Source organism: Malikia spinosa (assembly GCF_002980625.1).
GTDB classification, from domain to species: domain Bacteria; phylum Pseudomonadota; class Gammaproteobacteria; order Burkholderiales; family Burkholderiaceae_C; genus Malikia; species Malikia spinosa.
In genome coordinates, this window is sequence record NZ_PVLR01000015.1 from 37859 (window position 1) to 61349 (window position 23491).

The following is a 23491-nucleotide window of genomic DNA, read 5'->3' on the forward strand; positions in this document are numbered from 1 at the left end:
GGGCACCGGGATCACGGCTTGTGAGTGTAACCCGATGCCCCGTAGCACATGACGTTGCTGATCAAGGCACCGTCACAGTGAACATGCTGGTCTTGCTAAGGGTTCCAGCAGTGGTCACAACGGTGAACTCAATGATCTCGCCACCCTTGCATTTCTCAAGAATCGCCTCATGCACGGTCGGCTCGGTGCTGTTGCCGATGACCGAGCCCAGCAGCTTGGCCGTGCACTCGCTCGTTTCAGGACGTACCGACACGCTGATCGTGGCGTCGGCTGCCAATGGATTACCGTTCAAGTCTGCCAGCCTGACGATGATGGAACTCTTTGAACTGTCAAGCACGGCCGTCTGGCTGGCCAACGGGATGCTGGCATGGTACTGACCGGGCTGCCCGATCTCGCCGCCGGAAAACACTACGACGATGGAACGCCTGACCTTGGTTGGCGTGTAGCGGCTGCCGTCCGGCTTGGTACCACTGCCGTTCCATGAGGCGTTGCAAGTGCCCACCTGCGACAGCCACACGTTCGAATTATCAGGACAGGCTGCACTTCCTTTCGCCTCTACGGCTATCGGATAGGACACCTCGCCTTCGTCGGTATTGCGAACCCGGTTCTTGTAGGTCAGCGTAAGGACACCGTCCTCGTTCTTGTCCATGAAGGGCACGCCGAGATCCTCGAACAGTTCGCCAGGGTCGTAACGGTTATTGTTGTTCTTGTCGACGAAGGACTCCTCGCCATCGGCCATCGCCAGCACGGTGACCCGACCCGGGCGCGGATCGCCAAGCGGGCTGCCATCGACGTTCATGGAGCCTAGCGGTCGGTACTCTTGACCGATCAGCGGCACCGAGCAGCCCCCATTCCCATCGCTGACGATGCAACTGCTGATATTGGACTTGTTGATCTGCCCGCCCTCTGTCACGAACACGACTGGCGTGCCATTGGGCACCGGATTACCCTGGCGATCGGCCAAACGGACGGTAATATTGACGCTATCGCCGCTGTACTGGCTCGTGAATAGGCCTCCAGCATAGAAATTCCAGCGATCCGCCGCGATGTCAAAGAACCGCTGTGTCGGCAACCCAGTCTGGACCGTCAAGATGTTCGAATCGGTAAAGATGCCGGTGGCACCGGCCAGGGTCGCGCGCACCTGCACGGTCTCAGGCTGCGTGCCCGAACAGATCGAGAAGCTGACCTCACCGCTCGGAGCCGCCGACACCGCCGAGCCGGCAGAGGCCGCCGCGTCGCAGAAATGCACGCCTCCGGTCGGGTTGATCAAAACGGCATTGACGGTCTGACCACTGACTGGATTGCCGTTGGAGTCGATGACCTTGAACTTCACGATCGAACTGTTGGCCCCGACCGAATCCTGCTGATAGATGACGGCAGGACTGACCTGCACGAACTGGATGCCGGTCACGGGTGCCGTGGTCACCGTGTAGCTGGCCGTCGCGGGCGATGCGACCCCTGCAGTGGTGGCCGCGACCGAACAACTGCCGGAAACCGTGGTCTGGATCACCGCCGATGCCTTGCCGCTGCTGTCGACCTGAGCCGAAGCGGGCGAAACGGTGCCGCAGGTGCTGGTGATCGCCACCGTCACCGAGTTGGAAGCGGCAGGCTGACCATTGACGCTGGCATTGACGCTGACGTTCACCGACTGACCAAGCTGGGCTGAAGTCGGATTGACGCTCAAGCCCGAAAGGGCCACATTGCCGGCCGTGATCTGCAAGTCCAGCGTCTTGGAGACTTCGGCCCCATCAATGCTGGCCTTGGCGGTGGCGGTGACAGCACCACTTGAGGTGACAGAAGCTGGCGCGATCGCGAATACCGCTACGCCAGCGGCGTCGGTCAGCTGAGTGCCGGACTGGGGGGTCAAGACCGCCAATGGGCTGTCGAGCGTGACGACAACCCGCTTGAACGCCTGTACCGCCCCGGCAGCGTTCTTGAGCGTGACCTTCAGATTGCGCGCTTCCGTCTGCGACAGGGTCGGCGACGCCAGGATTGCGCCGGTCGAATCCACCAGCTGCAGGGTCATGGCAGAACTCGTCACGGAGCCGGTCCCCGTCCCTGTGCCGGTATCCGTGCCCGACCCGACCACCTGGGTCCCCGCACTGCCACCACCACCACCACAAGCGGCCAACGCAGCCACCATGAGAGGCGCAACAACCCATCGAAGCATCTTCATGTTTTTTCCCCTTTATGGCTGGCTCAGCGCGCCGAGGTGATGACGTCGGACAGCGTGCGCGGCGTCAGGAACACCAGCAGCTCGGTCTTCTCGGTCTTGATCGTGCGGTTCTTGAACAGGTTGCCGGCAAACGGAATGTCACCGAGCAAGGGCACCTTGTTGACGTCTTCCTGCTCGGTCGAGCTGAAGATGCCGCCGATGACCACGGTGCCACCGTTCTCGACCAGCACATTGGTCTTGACGCGCTTGGTGTTGATCGCGACGCCGCCGTTGTAAACGGTGCCGGGCGTGTCCTTGGCCACTTCGACGTTCAGGATGATGCCGCCGTCGGGCGTGATCTGCGGCGTCACCGTCAGCCGCAGGCTGGCCTTGCGGAACTGCACCGTCGTCGCGCCGGTCACGCCAGCCGCCGCCTGGTACGGGATGTCCACACCCTGCTCGATTTCGGCCTGGGTCTGGTCGGCGGTGATGACGCGCGGGCTCGCGACCACCTTGCCCTTGCCGTCGGCCTGCAGCGCCGAGATCTCGAGGTCGAGGAAGCGGTTGGCAGTCGGGCTGAACAGCGAGAGCGCGAATGCGGGCGGACTGGTGGTTCCGATCCCGATCGCGGGCAGGTTGACGAACTGGGTGTTGGCCGAGGTCAGGGTATTGGCCCGCTCGAGCGTGGTCGCCGAGACCGCGTCGTAGCTGCCACCGAAGGCAGCCCGGTTGCCGCCGCCAATCGAATAGCCGGCATCACCGCCACGGATGCCGCGCAGGTCGCTGCCACCGAGCTTGACGCCGAGCGAGCGGCCGAAGGTGTCGCTGGCCTCGACGATGCGGGCCTCGATCATGACCTGACGCACCGGAATGTCGAGCTTCTTGATCAACTCCTGCACCGCCTCTAGCCGCGACGGAATATCGGTCACGAACAGCTGATTGGTGCGCGGCTCTGGCACGGCACTGCCGCGCGGCGACAGCAAGCGCGCGCCGCCGGTGGAAACGCTGGTCGAGCCCTGCTGCCCGGTCACCTCGCCACGCAGTTGCGCGGCAATGTCGATCGCCTTGGCATAGTTCATCTGGAAGGACTGGGTACGCACCGGCTCGAGCGTGTGCATCGCTGCCTTGGCCTCGAATTCCTGCTTCTCGCGCGCCGCGATCTCGTCCTTGGGCGCGACCCAGATCACGTTGCCGGTCTTGCGCATGCCCAGGCCCTTGGCCTGCAGGATGATGTCGAGTGCCTGGTCCCAGGGCACGTCCTTGAGTCGCAGCGTGACGTTGCCGGTCACGGTGTCCGAGGTCACGATGTTGAAGTTGGTGAAGTCCGCGATCACCTGCAACAGCGACCGCACCTCGATGTTCTGGAAGTTGAGCGTGAGCTTTTCGCCGGCATAGCCCGGTCCCTGGGTCAGCTTGTTCGGATCGACCTTGGGCTCACGCACCTCGAGCACGAACTGCTTGTCGCTCTGATAGACGCTGTGTTCCCAGCGCCCCCGGGCCTCGACCACCATGCGCACGCGGTCACCGACCTGGGTCGTGCTGACGGTCTGGACCGGGGTGCCGAAGTCGCTGACATCGAGACGGCGGCGCAGCCCTTCGGACAGCGCGGTCTTGAGGAAATCGACCACCAACTTGTTGCCCTGCTGGCGCACATCGACTCCGACCTGGCTGCTCGAAAGGCTCACGAGCACGCGACCGACGCCATCGGGGCCACGGCGGAAATCCACATCCTGCAGCGGCAGCACGGCGTTGCCAGGACCTTCAGGGAAGACCGGCTTGACCACCGCGGGAGCCGCACCGGGGTCAAGCTGCACGATCAGGGTATTGCCCTCGATCCGGGTCTGGTGCGTGGCGGCGCGGCTGAGGTTCAGCATGACCCGGGTCCGGTCACCGGACTGGACCAGATTGACCGAGCGCAGCTTGCCCTGCTGGATATCGAACGAGTTACGCCCGGTAGCGTTGCTCGCAGCAGGCAAGTCGAGCGCAATGCGCGCGGGCGACTGAATCGCGAAGCTGGTTGGCAGCTGCGACAAGGGCTCGCTGGTCTGGATGCGCAACACCTCGGAGCCGTTCTGCGTCGAGGCCGTGACCGACTCGATCGCGAGCTTGGCCTCTACCAGCCCGGATGCCAGCAGGGGCAGCAGCAATAAGGGCAGGCGACGCCAGCCGATCCGGCCCGCGGTCGATTTCTGGATATGCTTCATTTGCGGGTCTCCTCCTGTAGCTGCAGCGTGACCGGGCGCTCGACCCAGTCGCCGGCGGCGTCCTGAACAATCTCGCGCAAGGCGATTTCGTGCTCGCTGATCTTCATGACGCGGCCAAAGTTCTGTCCCAGATACTGTCCGATGCCGACCTGGTAGAGCAGCTTGTCCACCCGGACCAGGGCCACCTTGCGGCCGCGTCGGTCCAGCAAGCCAACCATGGACATGGCGTCGAGCGGGATGAACTCGAGCGCTTCCTTGCGCCGATTGAGCTCGGCCCGGATCAGGGCGCCACCGCTGCCCGATGCGCTGTCGCTGCGCAGCGCGACGAAAAGCTTCTCGGAACTGAAGGGCGCCAGAGCCGACTCGGACCCATAGGCCTGCGGCACGAAACGGGTGGGCTCGGGTATGGGTTCGACCTGGGGCGAAACGGCTTGACGCTGCTCGGCCATCCATTGCCGGATTTCGTCCTGATCGGCCTGGCCGCAAGCCGCCAGCAGCAGGATCAGGCCCAAGGTCACGCTGAGCGGAGCGGGATGGATGGGCTTCATTTCTGCTTCCCCTTTTTCTCGGCGGCCTTGGCTGCCGCCTGCTGGACCAGGACCTCGTCGGGGTCCAGGTAGCGGAAAGTCTTGGCCACGGCTTCCAGTGTCAGCAGGTTGGGCTTGTTGGCTACCGGAGCGATCGTCAGGTCGTTGAGCGTGACGATGCGCGACAGCCCGGCGATGTCGGCCGCAAACAGCGCGATGTCGTGGTAGCCGCCGCTGACGCGCAGGGCGATCGGCTGCTCGGCGTAGTATTCCTGCACGTTCACGCTGCCGGGGCGGAACAGCTCGAACTGCAGGCTGCGCCCGAGACCGGCCTGGTTGATGTCGGACAGCAGCGCATCCATCTCGGCCTTGCTCGGCAGCTGCTTTTCGAGCTGGTTGACATAGACCTGGACCTGTTCGAGCTGGAGCTTGAGCACCTCGAGGTTGACGGCCTGGGCCAGCTTGCTGGTATAGGTCGCGCGCAGCTCGATTTCCTGGCGCCGCTCGGCTTCGAGCTCTTCGGCCCGACCGTTGAGCCAGCCGTACCAGAGCGCCACGAAGACCAGCGCCACTGCGACGCACAGCAGCAGGTAACGCGGCAGCGAGGGCCAGCGCGACGGGTCGCTGCGGTCGAGATTCGTGAAATCCTGACGCAGCCGATGGCGCCAGGCGGAGAAATCGACGGACGGCTGGGACTTGGATTGGGCCATGGTCGCTTTCTCCTCAGACCTTGCCGGCCGGAACGTTATCCGGCTTGGCAACAGACGGGTTGGCCTCGGCTTCCTGGCTGCGCACGAGCGCGACGCGGATCGAGAAGTTGGACACCCGTCGGGTCCCGCGCTGGGGCACGTTGACCTCGCCCGCCACGATCTCGACCAGTTGCGGCTGACGCAGCCAGGCGCTGTGGTTGCCCAGGTTGCGCAGCAACTCCGAAACCCGCTCCTGCGACTGGGCCATGCCTGCGATCACGATGCTGGAACCTTCCTGCTTGAGCGAGCTCAGGTAGACGCCATCGGGCACCTGCTTGACCATTTCCTCCAGCAAATGGACCGGCAGGTTGCGATCCGCCTGCAACCGCTCGACCGCTTGCTGGCGCGCCTTGAGGGCTTCGACCTGGGTCTTGAGGCTGGCGACTTCCTTGATCTGCGCATCGAGCAGGGCGATCTCGGCCCGGAACAGGTCGTTGCGATCACGCTGGGAATCGATGCGCGCCTGGTAGGACAGCGCCACGGCGCCGACCAGCAGCAGGCCGACCAGCAGGGCGAACAGGAGCTGAAACAGGAACAGCTCGCGACGCCGCTTGCGCGCCGCTTCGCGATGCGGCAGCAGGTTGATCAGGATCATGGGTAGAACCTCCGCAATGCCAGCCCGGTGGCAACCAGGTAAGAGGTCGACTCGAGCGCCAGCCCGGCTGACCTGACCTCGGGCCCGAGCAACATGCCGTCAAAGGGATTGACAAGCTTGCAGGGAAAGGCGGTCTGGGCGGCCACGGTCTCGACCACCCCGGGCAGGGCCGCGCAGCCGCCCGAAAGCAGGATATGGTCGACCTTGTTGTGCGGCGTGCTGGTGAAGAAGAACTGCAGCGCGCGCCCGATCTCCTGCGCCAGGCTGTCCATGAAGGGGCGCAGCACCTGATCCGCATAGTCGGGCGGCAGGTCGCCGCTCTTCTTTCTCGCATCGGCCTCCTCGAAGCTCAGGCCGTACTGGCGCGCGATCTGCTGGCTCAGGACAGCGCCACCAAAGACCTGATCGCGCTCGTAGAGCATGTCGTCGTTGCGTATGACCTGCAAGCTGGTGCTGTGCGAGCCGACCTCGATCAGCGCAATCAGCGCATCGCGGCCCTGATTGGGCAGCGCGTCCATGACGCGACCAGCCGCCAGACGCATGGCATAGGACTCGACATCCATGACCACGGGCAACAGGCCGACCGCCTCGGCCAGGGCCTGGCGATCCGAGACCTTTTCCTTGCGCGAGGCAGCCAGCAGCACATCGACCATCTCGGCCGAGCCGGCCGAAGGCCCGATCACGCAAAAGTCCAGACTGACTTCAGGCAGGGGAAAGGGGATGCACTGGGAGGCCTCGACCTCGACCAGCGATTCGAGCTCGAGGTCGCTCAGGCCGGCCGCGAGCACGATCCTCTTGGTGATGACCGCCGAACCCGGCAACGCCAGTGCGGCATTGCGGGTCTTGCTGCCGCTGCGCTGCAACAGACGGCGCAGGGCGTCCGCCACCTCGTCAAAGCGCTCGACATTGCCTTCATTGATCCAGCCACGCTCGAGCGGCTCCATGGCGCAGTGTTCCAACACCAGCTGGCCGTCCGGATTGCGCCCCAGCTCAACCAGCTTGACGGTGGATGCACTGATGTCGATACCGAGCATGGGCGCTGGTCCACGACTGATGAGTGTCCCGAATGAGATCAATTCCTCTCTCCTTCGAAAGGTGCCTGCATGGCGTATCTTTTTGTTACTTGCATACTAGCAGCAAGACATCAAAGGCAACAAGACTGTTTGAAGTCTTATTTGTTTTCATAAATGTCAATTGATTTGTAGCAACAAGAAACAGGCAAGGCGAAAGAACTGCCGGATTTCTATAATCCAGCACTACCTTCAGACGGACATCCATGCCTGCTCGCCCACCACACTCGTACTCGCAGGAGGATCCCTCCTCCCCCCGCGGCCAGCAAGCCTCCTCGGGCTGGCGTTGGCTCAAGTGGCTGCTCGGAGCGACTGTCGCTGGCGTGCTGGCCTTGCTGCTGACGGCGGGCATTGCGCTCGCCCTGGCCTTCCCCAAGCTGCCCGACGTGGCAGCGCTGGCTGACTACCGGCCCAAGTTGCCGCTGCGCGTGCTGAGCGCCGATGGCGAAACGATCGCCGAGTTCGGCGAGGAGCGCCGCAACCTGACGCCGATCGAGGACATTCCTCCGGTCATGATCAACGCCGTGCTGGCGATCGAGGATGCACGCTTCTACGAGCACAGCGGGGTCGACTACATCGGCATGCTGCGCGCGGCGCTGGCCAACCTGGGGCAGTCCAAGAGCCAGGGCGCCTCGACCATCACGATGCAGGTGGCACGCAACGTCTATCTCTCGAGCGAGAAGAGCTACCTGCGCAAGATCTACGAGGTGCTGCTGACCTTCAAGCTCGAGGCCCTGCTGAGCAAGGACCAGATCCTCGAGATCTACATGAACCAGATCTTCCTGGGTCATCGCGCCTATGGTTTCGCCGCCGCGTCACAGGTCTACTTCGGCAAGCCGCTCAAGGACCTCACTGTTGCCGAAGCCGCGATGCTGGCCGGTCTGCCCAAGGCACCTTCGGCCTACAACCCGATCACCAACCCCAAGCGCGCCCGCATCCGCCAGCAATACATCATCGAGCGCATGCAGGAAAACGGCTTCATCAGCGCCGAGCAGGCCCGCCTGGCCAAGGAAGAGCCGCTGGTATTGCGCCGCGACAATGGCAAGCTGCCGCTGCATGCCGAGCATCTGGCCGAGATGGTGCGCCAGGCGGTGTTCGAGCAATACGGTCCGGAAACCTACACCCGGGGCCTGACGGTGCACACGACACTCGACGCAGCGGCGCAGCGCGCCGCCTACCAGGCACTGCGTCGGGGCGTGCTCGACTTCGAACGCCGCCAGCATTACCGCGGACCGGAGAAATTCATCACCTTGCCAGCCGACCCCAAGGCGCGCGCCGATGCCATCGACGAGGTGATTGCCAGCCACCCCGACAGCGGCGAACTGCGCACGGCGGTGGTGCTGGAGGCCGGACCGCGCAAGGTGGTGGTGCTGCGCGGCGATGACGAACCGATCGAGATCACGGGCGAAGGCCTGAAGCCGGTCCAATCGGGCCTGTCGGCCAAGGCGCCGCCCAACCTCAAGCTGCGTCCGGGCGCCGTGGTGCGCGTGGTCAGGGGTGCCAGCAACTGGGAGCTGACCCAGCTGCCCGAGGTCGAGGCCGCCTTCGTTGCGCTCGATCCGCGCAGTGGCGAGATCCGCGCGCTGGTCGGCGGCTTCGACTTCGAGAAGAACAAGTTCAACCATGTGACCCAGGCCTGGCGCCAGCCGGGCTCGAGCTTCAAGCCCTTCATCTATTCGGCGGCGCTCGAACATGGCGTGACGCCGGCAACCATGGTCAACGATGCGCCGCTGTATTTCAGCGCTGGCGTCACGGGCGGCCAACCCTGGGAGCCCAAGAACTACGACGGCAAGTTCGAAGGCCCGATGAGCGTGCGCACCGCACTGGCCAAGTCCAAGAACATGGCATCGATCCGCATCCTGCAGATCGTAGGCGCCAACGAAGCGCAACAATGGGCCACCCGCTTCGGCTTCGACGCCGACAGGCATCCGCCCTACCTGACGATGGCGCTGGGCGCGGGCTCGGTCACGCCGCTGCAGATGGCGGCCGGTTACGGCGTGTTCGCCAATGGCGGGCACTATGCCGCGCCGCGCTTCATCAGCCGCATCGACGACCACAAGGGCCGCGTGCTGCAGGAATACCGGTCGCCGTCAGTGCAAGAGATGCCACAGGTGATCGAGCCGCGCAACGCCTTCATCATGAGCCAGCTGCTCAACGAGGTCGCGCGCTCGGGCACCGCAGCGCGCGCACAGGCCACGCTCAAGCGGCGCGATCTCTATGGCAAGACCGGCACCACCAACGACGCCGTCGATGCCTGGTTCGTGGGCTATCAGCCGACCCTGGTCGGTGCGGTCTGGGTCGGCTACGACAACCCGCGCAACCTGGGCAGCCGCGAGACCGGCGGCGGCCTTTCGCTGCCGATCTGGATCAGCTTCATGTCCGAGGCGCTGCGCGACACACCGGTAATGGAGCTGCCCGCTCCTGCCGGCGTGGTGAATGTCGCCGGCGAGTGGTATTACGACAACTATGCGCCCGGCAGCGGCATGGCCAGGATCGGCGGCGGCGAAGGCGAAGCCGCACCGGTCGAATCGGACGAGAAGCGCAGCATCCTCGACCTGTTCAGGAACTGAAGACCAGCGGCTGGCCCGCTTGCGCGCTGACCTCGCGCGTGAGATGGGCGAAGAACTCGCCCTGGCCCTTGGTGTCCTGCCACTGGCTGCCGTCGAACTGGTAGTGGTAACCGCCCGAGCGTGCGGCGAGCCAGATCTCCTGCAGCGGTTTCTGCAGGTTGATCACGATCTGGCTGCGATTGGCGAAGGTCAGCGTGATCATGCCACCGACGCGCTGGTTGTCGATGTCGGCATCGCTCTCGTCGTTGATGCGGTCGCAAGCCAGTTCGATGGCCTGGAGCACCGCTTCGGCGCGATCCATGTATTCGAGGTCGGTCATTACAATTCCCGGATGTTTGAAATTCGCCGAATTTTAGGCCTGCGCGGCCTCCCAGCCCTTGGCCCCATCAGGGCCAGGGCCTTGACCCGCCCGGGACGACTGGCACTGGTCGGCTGTTGCAGCGCCGCCCTGCTGGTCTTGAGCGGCTGCGGCCAGAAGGGCCCGCTCTATCTGCCTGGGCACCAGGCGTCCACCTCGCCCGCCACAGCCCCCTCCACTGCCAAGCCTCTCCGATAAGCCCACCATGTCTTCACTCGAACAAGCCCGGACCGATCTGCCGGCACGTCCCTTCATCGATTACCGCGACGGCCAGCTGATGGTCGAGGGCGTGTCGGCCGCCGAGCTCGCGCGCGCGCATGGCACGCCGCTGTTCGTCTATTCCCAGGCTGTGATGCTGGACGCGCTCGCGGCCTACCAGCGCGGCTTCGCCGGCCGCCAGGCACTGATCTGCTACGCGATGAAGGCCAACTCGACGCTGGCCGTGCTGCGCACCTTCGTGCAGGCCGGCTGTGGCCTCGACATCGTCTCGGGCGGCGAGCTCGAGCGCGCGCTGCGCGCTGGCGTGGAGCCGGCCAAGGTGATCTTCTCGGGCGTGGGCAAGACCCGCGCCGAGATGCGCCTGGCCCTCGAAGCCGGCATCGGCTGCTTCAACGTCGAGAGCCTGCCCGAGCTCGACGTGCTGAGCGAAGTCGCCGCGGACATGGGCCTGCGTGCACCGGTCAGCCTGCGCGTCAACCCCGATGTCGACGCCAAGACCCATCCCTATATCTCGACCGGACTGAAAGGCAACAAGTTCGGCATCGCGCACACCGATGCGCTGGCGGCCTACCGCCATGCCGCCGCGCTGCCTGGACTGAAAGTCACCGGCATCGACTGCCATATCGGCTCGCAGATCACCGAGACCTCGCCCTACCTCGACGCGATGGACCGCGTGCTCGACCTGGTCGATGCGATCGAGGCCGGCGGCATCACGCTCGAGCACATCGACTTCGGCGGCGGCCTGGGCATCAACTACCACGGCGAGACCCCACCGGCAGCCGACGCGCTGTGGCAACTGCTGCTGGCCAAGCTCGACGCGCGCGGCTACGGTCAGCGCAAGCTCGTGATCGAGCCGGGCCGTTCGCTGATCGGCAACGCCGGCATCTGCCTGACCGAGGCGGTGTTCCTCAAGCCCGGCGAGCAGAAAAACTTCCTGATCGTCGATGCGGCGATGAACGACCTGCCGCGACCCGCCATGTACGAGGCCTACCACGCGATCGTGCCGGTGCAGCCGCGCGAGGCCAATGGCGAAATCCAGAGCTGGGACGTGGTCGGCCCGGTCTGCGAGAGCGGCGACTGGCTCGGACGCGACCGCCAGCTGGCAGTACAAGCCGGCGACCTACTGGCGGTCTGCTCGGCAGGTGCCTACTGCATGAGCATGTCGAGCAACTACAACAGTCGCGGCCGGGCCGCCGAGGTGCTGGTCGATGGCGATCAGGCGCGACTGGTGCGCGCCCGCGAATCGGTCGAAGACCAACTGCGACTCGAATCGATATAAATCAGCACTAGCCTGGGCATCAGCCCAGGACTAGACTGCACGGCGGAGGTCGCCGTGCAGAGAAATATCACTTTTGACCTGATCGGGCATGCCCAGGCGCGCCCGGATGCTGCAGCCCTGCTGCTGCCCCACAGGACGATAAGTTTTCGCGAACTCGACCAGAAGGTCTGGCAATACGCAGCCGCGCTCCACGCCCAGGGCGTGCGGGCCGGCCAGGTCGTCGGCTTGAGCTTCGTCGAGGAGCTCGGCCTGGTGCTGACGCTGCTGGCGCTCGCGCGCCTCGGGGCGACCGCCTACTCGATCCCACGCAGCGCGACCCCCAGCCAACGCCGGCAGCTGGCCGATCAGGCCGCCATCGCCTGGCTCGCAAGCGACCAGCCCGAGCGCTTCGAATCTGGCGTGGCCAGCCTGCGGCTGGAGCGCCAGGCGATCGAAGCCAGCCCGGCCCGGATCGACAAGCGCCTACTGGAGCCGGCGCCGGACGCCCCCTGGCTGCTGATCACGGGCTCGGGTTCGACCGGCCGGCCCAAGCTGATTCCGGTCAGTCACGCCCAGGGGCGCGCCAGGTCGGAACTGGGTGCCAAGGCGCTCGGACTGACCGCGTCGGACCGGGTAGCGGCGCTGAGCCATTTCGACTTCTCGACCTCGAAGTTCCGCCTGCACGAGGCCCTTTGGGCCGGGGCTGCCTGCGCGCTGGAGCTATGGGGCGAGGCCCCCCAGTTGCTGCAGCGCTGCGCCAGCGACAGGCTCTCGGTGCTCTACGGCACCGTATTCCATGCCGAAAAGCTGATCGCCGCACTGCCGACGGGTAGCCAAGAGACCCTGCCGGCCCTGCCGGCCCTGCCGATGCTGCGGGCGTTCGAGCTCACGGCCTCGACCGTCAGCGACGACCTGCGCCAGCGCTTCAGGCAGGCGCTGACCCCGCAGCTCTATGTGCGCTACGGCATCAACGAGGCCGGACCGGTCGCGATCGCGGCACCGCCCGAGGTCTATCAGATCGCGGGAACGGTCGGCAGCCCGCCCGCCGGGGTCGAGATCGAGCTGGTCGACCGACGCGGCCAGGCGCTGCCGCCCGGCACGGTCGGCCTGGTCCGGATCAGGACACCGGCGCTGGTCGATGGCTACCTTGGCGACGCGGAGGCCTCGCAGGCGAGCTTCCAGGACGGCTGGTTCCTGCCCGGCGACCTCGGCCTGCTGACCCGGGAGGGACAGCTGGTGTTTTACGGTAGGGCCGACCACATGCTGATCATGAACGGGATCAACATCTACCCGGCCGAAATCGAGCAGCTGATGGCCGCCCATCCCGCCGTTGCCGATGTGGCCGTGGTGCCGGTGCAACATCGCGTGCACCAAGACATCCCAGTCTGCGCGCTGACCCTCAGGGCTGGCGCGACCCTCTCGGAACAGGCCCTGCTCGACCATGCCAGCAGCCAGCTCGGTGCGCGCGGCCCTTATCGGGTGCTGATTGTCGAGGCGATCCCGCGCAATCCGGAAGGCAAGCTCATGCGCGCCGAGCTGCTGCGACTGATCGGCACCCGGCTGCTCGCGCCTGGCGCGCCGACCGATTCGCAGGGTCAAAAGCCGGCGCCAGCAGCCAGCCAGCGTCGACAGCGTCGACAGCGTCTGCAGCGCTTCGAGCAGGTCTTCACCCTGCCCGCACCGGTGGACCTGCCCGCACTGGACTGCTGGCTGAGCCAGGTCCTGCAGTCACCGATCGAGACCATCGATTCAGCGGGCTTGCCGCAGTCGCCACCCTCAGCGCAGCAGGAAGGCGCTCGCCAATGGCTGTGGCGCGCCCTGCTGCTCGCCCGCCAGTTGCTGCAGGCGAGCCGGATCCCGGTGTTCGACCCACCGCAAATCCTCGCGCTCGGCGGGCCTGACCCCACAACGGGCCACTGGCAGGCGCAGGTCGGGCTGGCGCTGGTCCAGCAGCTGCCCCTTGCGCTCTACAGCGAAGCCCTGACAGCAGCGCTCAGGCTCTGCGAGCTGGCCGCCAGCCAGACGCTGACCGAAGCCAGCCTCGAAGGTTTCTACGCTGAAGCCCAGCGCGTGGTCAGCCGGCTGACCCACCTGATGCCACCCGGCAAGTCCACCCTGCCGGTGCTGCAGGCCGCCCATGACAAGGGCATTCCCTTCATGCATCTGGGCGGCGGGGTCTTCCAGCTCGGCTGGGGCAGCAAGTCGCACCGGATCGATCGCAGCGCGACCGAGCTCGACTCGGCCATCGGCGCCAGACTGGCGCAAAACAAGGCGCTGACCGCCAGACTGCTGCAGGGGGCGGGACTGCCGGCACCACAACACCAGGTCGTGACCGATGCGGCGACTGCGCTGGCGACGGCGCAGCGACTGGGCTGGCCGGTGGTGGTCAAGCCGCTGGATCGGGACCGGGGCGAGGGCGTGACGGTCGATGTCGCCGATGGGGCCGCGCTGCAGGCCGCCTTCGCCGCGGCGCAAGGCCTGTCGCCATCGAGGCAGGTGATCGTCGAGCGGCAGGTCGCTGGCTGCTGTCACCGACTCTTCATCGACAGGGGGCGGCTGCTGTATGCCGTCAAGCGCCTGCCCATGTCGGTCCTGGCTGACGGCCAGCGTCCGGTCGCTGAACTCGTGCAGGCCGAGCTGGAGGCGCAACGGCGCCTGCCGCCCTGGCAACGCTCGAAGATCCAGCCACTCGACGCACTGGCGCTGAGCGCGCTCGCGGCGGCCGGCTACAGCGCCGACTCGGTACCCCCCGCAGGAACATGGGTAGCCCTGCGCCGGATCGAGTCGACCGCCTGGGGCGGCGTCGACGAAGATGTCAGCGCCATCGTCCACCCGGAAAATCTCAGGATCGCCCTTGATGCCAGCCGGCTGTTCGGGCTCGACATCGCCGGCATCGACCTGATCACACCCGACATCACTCGCCCCTGGTTCGAGAACGGCGCCATCCTCAACGAGGTCAACCACGCACCGCAACTGGGCGGCGGCGAGATCTCGCGCCGCCAGATCCCGGTCCTGCTGGACTTGCTGATCCAGGACCGGGGCCGGATACCGATCGAGGTATTCGTCGGCGGCGAAGCCGCCTGGACTGCGGCCAGCCAGCGCTGGCAGGCCTTGCTGGCGGATGGCCTGCGCGCCTACCTGACCGGCCCCGAACTCACGCTCGAGCCCTCGGGCGCGCGCTGCCACATGGCGCTGACAGGCAGCTACCCGCGCGCAAGCGCGCTCGCGCTGTCGTCCCGTGTCGACGCCATCGTCATGGCCGTGCCAGTGCAGGAATTCGTCGCGACCGAATTCCCTTTCGAGGGCCTGGACCGCCTGGGCGAAAAAGCAACCCGACATGCACGCGCCAGCGGCCAGTCAGCCAGCGCGCACTGAATCAACCACTTTCCGGTCTTTTCGAATTAAACTGACAGAAAACGAAATGCTGAGATATCCAACAAGGACATACCAGCATGAATACATGGTTACACATTGCTTTCATTGACATACCGAAACATGCTGCGATCCCTATCCTCCTCGCCACAAGGCAGCTGGCCTGCCAGGCGCCAGCGTGGCTTGACCCTGCTGGAGCTGATGGTGACGGTCGCGATCGTGGCAATTCTCGGCGCACTCGCCACCCCTTCCTTCAAGACCATGATCCAGGCCAACCGGACCCGAACCGTAGCCAGCGAGTTGATGGGCATGTTGAATCTGGCCCGCTCCGAGGCGGCGCGCCGCAGCCAGCCGGTCAGCGTATGCCGCAGCAGCGATGGCAGCAGCTGCTCATCCACGGGCACGGGCTGGGACAGCGGATGGATCGCCTTTGTCAACGAGGACGGCATCAGCGAGGGGGCAGCGCCCGCACGCGACAGCAATGAGTTACTGCTGCAGACCAGACAAGACCTGCCGACTGGAGTCACCGTGCGCCCGAACAGCAACTTCACGAACGGAATCACCTTCCTGCGCACAGGCCTGGTCTGGGGGCTGGGAAGCGGAACCTTCGCGGTTTGCGCCAACAGGGAGCTCAACCAGTCCCAGGCCATCCTGGTGATCGCGACCCGATCGGTGCTGGCGACCGACAGCGATGACAACGGCATCCCCGAAAAAGGCGACGGCAGCAATCTGCAGAACTGCGAGAGCCCATGACCCGCCACTCCTACCCCGCGCGCGGCAGTTCCCTGCTAGAAGTCTTGGTCACGATCGTGATCATGACGATCGGACTGCTGGGTCTGGCCAAGCTGCAGGTCAGCAACCTGCACAACAACCAAAGCACCCTGCACCGCGCAGAAGCCACCTTCCTGGCCAACGACATCCTCGACAGCATGCGCGTGCTCAACAACATCAATCACGACCAGTCGGCGGCTTACGTGGTGGCTCCCGGTGGCAGTTCGGCAGCCGCCGGCCCCAGCGGCGTGGCAATTGAAGATGTCAGCGCTTGGAAGGATCGGATCGCGCAGGCGCTGCCGGACGGCGACGGTCATGTCGAGTTTGACGCAGACTCCCGCACCGCCAGCATCTGGATCGAATGGAACGACCGCCGATCAGGCGCGCCTGACTGCCAAGAAGGCTGCAGCTGCACCGAGACCAGGCCCGCCTGCTTCAAGACCGAGGGGGGGGTATGAAATTGCGTCGCCATGCCCGCGGGCTGACCCTGGTCGAACTGCTGGTCAGTATCAGCATCGGACTGGTCGTCGTCGGCGCCCTGGTGGCCCTCTACCTGAGTACGGCCCGCAGCTACCGTCAGCTCGAGGCACTGAGTCAACTGCAGTCGAATGCGCGTTATGTGTTCGAGATCATGGGCTACGACATCCGGATGGCGGGCAACATGACTTGCCAGATACCGGGCCAGGCCAACCCCAGCAACTTCATCAACAACTACGCCGCCCAATGGTGGAGCAACACCGACCGGCCGCTGTTCGGACAGGACGAAACCGCAGACAGCAACGCGGTGGGCGATGCCAACTTCCCCCAGACCGCACCGGGCGGCTACGGGCCTAACGCGCTCCGAGGCGACACCCTGATCGTGCTGCGCGCCAACGCTGACGACACAGCACCTGGTGTCGTTTCCAGTTACAGCACCGGCTCCACCAACCCGATCGCCTTGAGCAGCGGCAGTTTCAATATCGGCAGCCTGCTGCTGCTGACCGACTGCCAAACGACGGCCTCGCTGTTCCAGATGACGGGTAATACAGGCGGCATCCAGCACAGCACAGCACTGACCACCGGCTCCAGCCAGGACATGACCGGAGCCAAGCTGCTGCCGCTCTCTGCCAACGCCTACTACCTGCGCAACAGTGGCCGCAAGTACAGCCGCAGCAACAGCTTAATCCCGTCGCTCTACCGTCAGACCTTGACTACCAGCAGCAATGCCCCTGCCACCTCGGCCGAGGAACTGGTCAGCGGCGTCACGGACCTGCAAATTCTTTATGGCATGGGAACACCCAACGCCGACGGTACCCTGGTCATCAGTGCCTATGTCGAGGCAAGGAACGTGACCGACTGGACCAGGGTGCTGGCGGTGCGCGTGACCGTGATGCTCGAATCCCAGGACGACAACGTGAGCACCGCAAGCAGCAGCTTCACGCTCGGCAACGGGACCGTCATCACCGACCGCCGGCTGCGTCGCAGCTACACGATGACCTTCGGCCTGCGCAAGCGACTGTCATGAACGCCTACCACCATCGCCCCCAAGCCCGCCGTGGCCAGCGCGGCATCGTGCTGATCACCGGACTGCTGCTGCTGGTGCTGATCACGCTGGTCGTGCTGGCGGCCTCGCGCAGCGGACGCCTGCAGGCCGTCATGAGCAGCAACACGCGCGACCGTGACCTGGCCTTCCAGGCGGCCGAAGCCGCGCTGGTGGACGCCGAGGAAAGGCTGGCGTTCGAGTACCACGCCCTGTTCACGGACAGCACCAACAGCAACGTGGAAAACGTGGCGGCCGGCCTGCTCAACCGCAGCGCCCTCAGTGGCAGCGCCAAGACCGGGATCATTGTCAAGGCATCGAAGGCCGATTACTGGGTCAGCCCCGCTGGTGCGGACGGCTACGGCTGGTTCGACGCCAACGGAGCGATCGACACCAGCAAGTCGATCGCGACCAGCCATGCCATCGAGGGCGTGGATCAGCAGCCGAGATTCGCGATCGAGTACCTGGGCACGGCCGCACCTTCAGTGGACTGCACGTTGCCTCAGACGCACTACCGCTACCGCATCACCGCACTGGCGGTTGGGGCCTCGACCGGGTTGCGCAAGCAGGCCGACACCCGGGTGCTGCTGCAGAGCGAATACCGCTTGTGCCTGGAAGCCAGCTGAAGCCAGCTGCCCCCACCGACATGCCCAGAGGGAATCCACCATGAAGCGCATCAGCCTGAAACTGGCCCTGACAAGCGTGCTGCTGCTGTCTGGCCCGGCAGACAGCTTCGACATCGAGCATGTGCCACTGTTCCTGTCGAACCAGGTCGACCCCAACCTGATCCTGACGCTCGATGATTCAGGCAGCATGAGGCGGGCCTATGTGCCCGAGCTTTGCGGCGACAGCAGCGACTGCGCCGCGCTCGACAACCGCTGGGCCAAATCCGCGCAAGGCAACGGGCTCTACTACAACCCCCAGGTGCTCTATTCGGCGCCAGTGGGCGCTGACCGAAAGACGCTCGACACCCAGTTCGATGCCGCCTGGCGCAACGGCTACTACCGGACCTCCACCTTCAACCAGACAGTCGACCTGTCGAGCAATTACCGGCCTACCGCAGCACTCGACATGACAGGCTATACATCCTGTGCAGCAGGCGGCGGTAGCGATGGCGACTACGAATGCTATATGGGGCATTTCACCGGCCAGAACAGCGAGCGGGAAGTCAGTGGCGTGATGCTGGGCAACAAGAACAACCAAGAGGTACCCTACTTCGACATCACCGGTTTTGTCGATGTGGACGGCAGCGTAAAGGGTGTCGACCCCGGCAGCAATCTGATCAGCGTGAGCGTCAACGGCGTCGCGTTCAGCGGCGACGGCAACTCCGTCAGGGACAATTGCAATCCCAGCGTCCAACCCGCAGACGGACGCTTCAGGAGCAGGCTCATCAACAGCAACACCCTGCGCCTGTGCTTCAATGAAAACAACAGTGGTGCGGCTGTGGTCGTTCGCCTCAAGGTATCGGCGTCAAGCCAGAGCGGGGAGCCGACCAGCGCGTTCGGCGGTGTGCCGGCCTATTACTATCTGTTCGATCCGAGCCAGTCCGGCTGCGCCGACCCGGTCGCGCAGAAGAAGAACAACAGCTGCTACCGCTATGTGCGGGTCGGTTCCACCTCGGGCCCCAACGGCAGCGACGAGCGGCAGAATTTTGCCAACTGGTATTCCTTCTACCGTACCCGCAACCTCGCGACGCAGGGCAGCGCCTCGCTGGCCTTCTCGGAGCTCAGTCCCAGGATTCGCGTGGCTTGGCAGGCGCTCAATACCTGCCATGACAAGGCCAATGACCAGTTGGTCACGCCCAACTGCTCAGGCTGGATAGGTCAGTTCGGCAGCAACGCGATCCAGGAGTTCGGCGACAGCCAGAGCCAGCACCGCAAGAACTTCTACAACTGGCTGTTCAGGCTGCCCACGTCCGGCGACACGCCGCTGCGCCAGGCCATGGGTCGAGCCGGGCGCTATTTCAGCGACACCACGACGGCGAACAGCCCCTACGCCAACAGCCCCGGCAGCGTCGGTTCAGGCCAGTTCAGCTGCCGGCGCAACTATCACGCACTGATGACGGACGGCATCTGGAACGACGACAAGGACTCCAACGATACCGATGACAACAACGGCCAGACGCTGCCAGACGGCACCCGCTACAAGAACAGCGCCGACTATGCCCAGGTCTACGCTGACTCCACGCCGCACACCCTGGCCGACATGGCCTTCTACTACTGGCTGACCGATCTGGCGCCGTCGCTGAGCGACAACCTCAGCCCGATCACGACCGAGGAAGACAGCGACGGCAACGGGCAGCTCGATCAGGCCGAGACGATCTACTGGAATCCCAAGAACAACCCGGCCAGCTGGCAGCATATGGTGAACTTCACGGTCGGTCTCGGCCTGACCGATTTCCTGGGCGCCGCCGGACTGAACTGGAGCGGCGACATGTACGGCGGCAGTTACTCGAGCTTGCGCTCTGGGGCGCTGGAGTGGCCCCCAGCGACCAAGTGGATGGGCAAGACCGATCCGAAATACGCCGATATCTACGGCAAGAGCGCGCCCGACCTCTGGCATACGGCCGTCAACAGCCGCGGTCGCTTCTTCAGCGCCGAGACGCCAGAAACCCTGCAGTACTCGTTCGAGAAGCTGCTGTCACTGATCGAGGCCGCTACCCCGACCGCCGCCGCACTGGCCACCAACTCGACCAGGACCAGCGGCAGCGCGGGCCAGAGCACCCGCATCTTCCAGGCCCGCTTCGACACGCGCTACTGGAGCGGACAGCTGTATGCACTCGAGGTCAATGCGGTCAGCGGCAGCGTGAGCGGTCCGGTCTGGAACGCAGCAACCATGCTGCCGGCGCCCGACGCCAGGTCGATCTACATCAGGAAAGGCAACGCCAGTGAAAACCTGACCTGGGGCAATCTGACGAACGACCAGAAAAACCATCTGAACCAGTCAGACAACCTGGGCAGCCAGCGCCTGAACTGGCTGCGCGGCGACCACAGCCTGGAACAGCGCTACACCGGTGGCCAGTTTCGCAACCGGATCACCTTCGAGCGCCAGTACGACGGCACAGCCAGGCAGGACCGCAGCGAATGGGTACTGGGCGACATCATTTCCTCGGATCCGGCCTATCTCGGCGCCGACAACCAGCATTACGACCAGCTGGCGGCGGGCAGCGACGGCAAGTCCAGTTATGCGGCCTATGTCAGCTACAAGAAAACCCGGGCACCGATGATCTACGTCGGTGCCAATGACGGCATGCTGCATGCGTTCCGGGCCAGCGATGGCGTCGAACAATTTGCCGTGATTCCGAACGCCGTCTTTCCCAACCTGCACCTGCTGACCAGTCCGGACTACAGCCACCGCTACTTCGTGGACGGCTCACCTGGCGCTGGCGATGCCTACCTGAACAATTCCCTGTCGGACAGCTCGGGCTGGAACAGCGTGGTCGTCTCCGGCTTGCGCAGCGGGGGCAAGTCGGTGTTCGCGGTCGACGCCACCAACCCGGCCAACGCTTCGCCCGCCAGGTTCATGTGGGAATTCAACGCCGACGGGTCCGACAACGACATGGGCTACAGCTACAGCCAGCCACAGGTGGTCAGGCTCAATGACGGCAACTGGGCCGCCGTGTTCGGCAATGGCTACAACAGCAGCAAAGGCGGGGTTCACCTCTATGTGGTCAGGCTGTCCGACGGGGTCCTGATCAAGAAGATCACGGCCCTGGCGACCGACAGCGACAATGGCCTGGCGACCCCGACGCTGGTCGACAGCGATGGCGACCGCATCGTCGACATGGCCTATGCCGGCGACCTGAAGGGCAATCTGTGGAAGTTCGACCTCAAGTCGGGGTCCTCTTCGAGCTGGAGCGTGTCCAAGCTGTTCACGGCCCTGGACAGCAGCGGCAACGCACAGCCGATCACGGTCCAGCCCAGCGCCATCAAGGGCGATGGCGGTTTCTGGGTGTTCCTGGGCACCGGCCGGCTGCTCGCGAAAGAGGACATCGGGACGACCGCCATGTCGCGCCTGCAGAGTTTCTACGGGCTCTGGGACAATGGTCTGTCAATCAGCGGGCGCAATGCGCTGGTTGAGCAGAAGGTCACGAACACCACGAGCAAGAACGGCATGAGCTTGCGGGTCACATCGGACAACGCAGTCGATCTCACCAACCCCAATCAGCGCGGCTGGTACATGGACCTGCCCGACAGCGGGGAACGGGTGATCGCGGAGGCTACGACCGTGATCGACAACGTCAATTCGGCCGACAACCGCATCATCTTCACGACCGCCGTTCCGTCTGCCGACCCCTGCAATGCACAGGGCTCGAGCTGGCTGATGGAGCTGTCGTTCAAGGGGCGACGCCCGAGCAAACCGGTGTTCGACTTGAACCAGGACTACCAGTTCAAGACCGGCGACGATACCGTGCTCGACGGCGTGATCCCGACCGGAATGGGCTCCATCGTCGGACTGATGGACTCGGTGACCTGGCTGGACCGGGATGCCAAGGTCGGCTTCAAGCTGGTGCCGGGAACGCGGGGCAAGGTCCAGACCGTCACCAACCGCGGACGCGGTGTAGCCGGCACCCCCCGGCGCGTCAACTGGCAGCAGTTGATGTGACAAGATGAGGACATGAGCTTGACTAGACACCCGCGACCGATGCGCAACTCTTGCGGCTTCAGCTTGATCGAGCTGATGATCACGATCGCCATCGTCGGAATCCTGGCCTCGATCGCCCTGCCGTCCTATGTCAGCTATCTGGCGCGGGGCAAGCGGGCCGAGGCCAAGCAGGCCCTGCTGGAGAACGCCCTGTTCCTCGAAACCCACTACACGACGCGCGGTTTCTATTCGACCGCCAAGGGCAACAGCACCGCCCCCACCCTCCCGGTCACCCAGGCACCTAGGTCGGGCACTGCCAACTACACCATCAGCGCCAGCGTCAGCAACACGGGCTATAGCCTGACGGCGACGGCGGTGAATTCGATGGCCAGCGACGCATGCGGCAATTTCACGCTGAACCAGACCGGCACCCAGGGCGTGAGCGGTTCGCTCGGCGTGGCTGACTGCTGGAACCGCTAGCGGCGGCTTCGGACGGACTGAGCCGTTTTCAGTAGAAGCGGCGCAGGTCCATGCCGGTGTAGAGCTGTGCCACCTGCGCGGCATAGCCGTTAAACGGCAAGGTCGGACGACGCTTGGCGAACAGGCCGCCGGGCTCGCCCAGGCGCCGCTCGTTGGCCTGGCTCCAGCGCGGATGGGCCACCTCGGGATTGACGTTGGAATAGAAACCGTACTCGCGCGGCGCGGCCAGGTTCCATGAGGTCTTGGGCGGCTGCTCGACGAGCCGGATCTTGACCAGCGACTTGGCGCTCTTGAAGCCGTATTTCCACGGCACGACCAGGCGCAGCGGCGCGCCGTTCTGGTTCGGCAGCACCTCGCCGTAGAGTCCGAATGCCAGCAGCGTCAGCGGATGCATGGCTTCGTCGAGCCGCAAGCCTTCGGTATAGGGCCAGTCCAGCACGCCGGAGCGCAGCTCGGGCATGGTTGACGGATCGGCCTGGCTGACGAATTCGACATACTTGGCGCTGCCCAGCGGCTGGACCTGCTTGAGGAGTTCGGCCAATGGGTAGCCGACCCAGGGAATCACCATCGACCAGCCCTCGACGCAGCGCAGGCGGTAGATGCGTTCTTCCATGCCGGCGAGCTTGAGCAGGTCCTCGATGGCAAAGCTGCGCGGCTTGCCGACCAGGCCTTCGACCTGCACGGTCCAGGGCCGGGTTTTCAGGCGATGCGCCTGGCGGGCCGGGTCGGCCTTGTCAGTGCCGAACTCGTAGAAGTTGTTGTAGCCGGTGACATCGGCGTAGGGGGTGAGCGCTTCCAGGGTGCTGGCACCCGGCAAGGTCGAGCGGGCGCCGGGCAAGGCGGCCAGCTTGCCGGGGCGTTCGCCAGTCTGGCTGGCCGAGGCCCAGGGCGCCAGCGACGCGCCGCCAGCCAGGGCGGCCAGTTGCAGCAGCTGGCGCCGTTGCTGCCAGACCGCGCGGGGCGTGATCTCGCTCGCGGCGGGCGGCAGGAGGTCCTTGTCTTGGGAACGGATCAGCATGGTGACGGCACTTTCACGACAGCAGGAATAACGTACGGACAA

The 23491-nt window shown here is 64.9% G+C and carries 18 protein-coding genes; 10 read left to right on the forward strand and 8 right to left on the reverse strand.

The window, feature by feature from the left end; translation table 11 throughout:
* Positions 1 to 61: 61 nt before the first annotated feature.
* The 6 genes from C6P61_RS05905 to C6P61_RS05930 form a co-directional block, all read right to left on the reverse strand.
* Positions 62 to 2026 (reverse strand): hypothetical protein, encoded by a 1965-nt coding sequence (locus C6P61_RS05905; protein ID WP_105729008.1) that lies wholly within the window; start codon positions 2024 to 2026, stop codon positions 62 to 64.
* A 173-nt stretch (positions 2027 to 2199) separates the two neighbouring features.
* A complete protein-coding gene (locus tag C6P61_RS05910; protein WP_105729009.1) occupies positions 2200 to 4359 on the reverse strand; it encodes a type IV pilus secretin PilQ in 2160 nt (719 codons plus the stop codon).
* The gene (locus tag C6P61_RS05915) at positions 4356 to 4907 is read right to left on the reverse strand and encodes a pilus assembly protein PilP (protein ID WP_105729010.1); all 552 of its coding nucleotides are present in this window, start codon (positions 4905 to 4907) and stop codon (positions 4356 to 4358) included. Before C6P61_RS05915 ends, C6P61_RS05910 begins: the two co-directional genes overlap by 4 nt.
* Entirely contained in the window at positions 4904 to 5596 is a 693-nt protein-coding gene (locus C6P61_RS05920; RefSeq protein WP_105729011.1) for a type IV pilus inner membrane component PilO, read from the reverse strand. The genes C6P61_RS05915 and C6P61_RS05920 overlap by 4 nt, the downstream gene beginning before the upstream one ends.
* A gap of 13 nt (positions 5597 to 5609) precedes the next feature.
* Positions 5610 to 6230, reverse strand: coding sequence for a PilN domain-containing protein (locus C6P61_RS05925; protein ID WP_105729012.1), 621 nt, complete (start codon positions 6228 to 6230; stop codon positions 5610 to 5612).
* Complete coding sequence (locus tag C6P61_RS05930; RefSeq protein WP_105729013.1) at positions 6227 to 7306, reverse strand: pilus assembly protein PilM; 1080 nt, start codon at positions 7304 to 7306, stop codon at positions 6227 to 6229. Before C6P61_RS05930 ends, C6P61_RS05925 begins: the two co-directional genes overlap by 4 nt.
* A 200-nt stretch (positions 7307 to 7506) precedes the next feature.
* Here C6P61_RS05930 and C6P61_RS05935 point away from each other — a divergent pair, with 200 nt between their 5' ends.
* Positions 7507 to 9870 carry a penicillin-binding protein 1A gene (locus C6P61_RS05935; protein ID WP_105729014.1) on the forward strand — a complete coding sequence of 788 codons (2364 nt, stop codon included), beginning with the start codon at positions 7507 to 7509 and terminating at the stop codon, positions 9868 to 9870.
* Here the strand turns inward: C6P61_RS05935 and cyaY are convergent.
* Positions 9860 to 10189 carry an iron donor protein CyaY gene (gene cyaY, locus C6P61_RS05940; RefSeq protein ID WP_105729015.1) on the reverse strand — a complete coding sequence of 110 codons (330 nt, stop codon included), beginning with the start codon at positions 10187 to 10189 and terminating at the stop codon, positions 9860 to 9862. The two genes, C6P61_RS05935 and cyaY, sit on opposite strands and share 11 nt — an antisense overlap.
* Before the next feature lie 12 nt (positions 10190 to 10201).
* On the opposite strand from cyaY, the gene lptM reads away from it, so the two are divergent.
* The 9 genes from lptM (at position 10202) to C6P61_RS18275 (ending at position 22431) form a co-directional block, all read left to right on the forward strand.
* Positions 10202 to 10426, forward strand: a complete 225-nt coding sequence (gene lptM / locus C6P61_RS18335) for an LPS translocon maturation chaperone LptM (protein WP_105729016.1) — start codon at positions 10202 to 10204, stop codon at positions 10424 to 10426.
* Positions 10427 to 10433: 7 nt separating this feature from the next.
* Positions 10434 to 11726: a diaminopimelate decarboxylase gene (gene lysA / locus C6P61_RS05950; RefSeq protein WP_105729017.1), complete on the forward strand. Its 1293-nt coding sequence runs from the start codon at positions 10434 to 10436 to the stop codon at positions 11724 to 11726.
* 54 nt (positions 11727 to 11780) lie between these two features.
* Positions 11781 to 15080, forward strand: coding sequence for an AMP-binding protein (locus C6P61_RS05955; protein WP_105729018.1), 3300 nt, complete (start codon positions 11781 to 11783; stop codon positions 15078 to 15080).
* A gap of 120 nt (positions 15081 to 15200) precedes the next feature.
* Positions 15201 to 15830: a GspH/FimT family pseudopilin gene (locus C6P61_RS05960; protein ID WP_105729019.1), complete on the forward strand. Its 630-nt coding sequence runs from the start codon at positions 15201 to 15203 to the stop codon at positions 15828 to 15830.
* Positions 15827 to 16306, forward strand: a complete 480-nt coding sequence (gene pilV / locus C6P61_RS05965; protein ID WP_105729020.1) for a type IV pilus modification protein PilV — start codon at positions 15827 to 15829, stop codon at positions 16304 to 16306. The genes C6P61_RS05960 and pilV overlap by 4 nt, the downstream gene beginning before the upstream one ends.
* On the forward strand, positions 16303 to 17352 hold the full coding sequence (locus C6P61_RS05970; RefSeq protein ID WP_105729060.1) for a PilW family protein: 1050 nt from the start codon (positions 16303 to 16305) through the stop codon (positions 17350 to 17352). The genes pilV and C6P61_RS05970 overlap by 4 nt, the downstream gene beginning before the upstream one ends.
* Positions 17349 to 17993 (forward strand): pilus assembly PilX family protein, encoded by a 645-nt coding sequence (locus tag C6P61_RS05975; RefSeq protein ID WP_105729021.1) that lies wholly within the window; start codon positions 17349 to 17351, stop codon positions 17991 to 17993. Before C6P61_RS05970 ends, C6P61_RS05975 begins: the two co-directional genes overlap by 4 nt.
* Positions 17994 to 18033: 40 nt before the next feature.
* Positions 18034 to 21972, forward strand: a complete 3939-nt coding sequence (locus C6P61_RS05980; RefSeq protein WP_105729022.1) for a pilus assembly protein — start codon at positions 18034 to 18036, stop codon at positions 21970 to 21972.
* A gap of 12 nt (positions 21973 to 21984) precedes the next feature.
* Positions 21985 to 22431, forward strand: coding sequence for a type IV pilin protein (locus C6P61_RS18275; RefSeq protein WP_280524120.1), 447 nt, complete (start codon positions 21985 to 21987; stop codon positions 22429 to 22431).
* 28 nt (positions 22432 to 22459) lie between these two features.
* On the opposite strand, the gene msrP is transcribed toward C6P61_RS18275, so the two are convergent.
* A complete protein-coding gene (msrP, locus tag C6P61_RS05990; protein WP_105729024.1) occupies positions 22460 to 23449 on the reverse strand; it encodes a protein-methionine-sulfoxide reductase catalytic subunit MsrP in 990 nt (329 codons plus the stop codon).
* Positions 23450 to 23491: the final 42 nt, after the last annotated feature.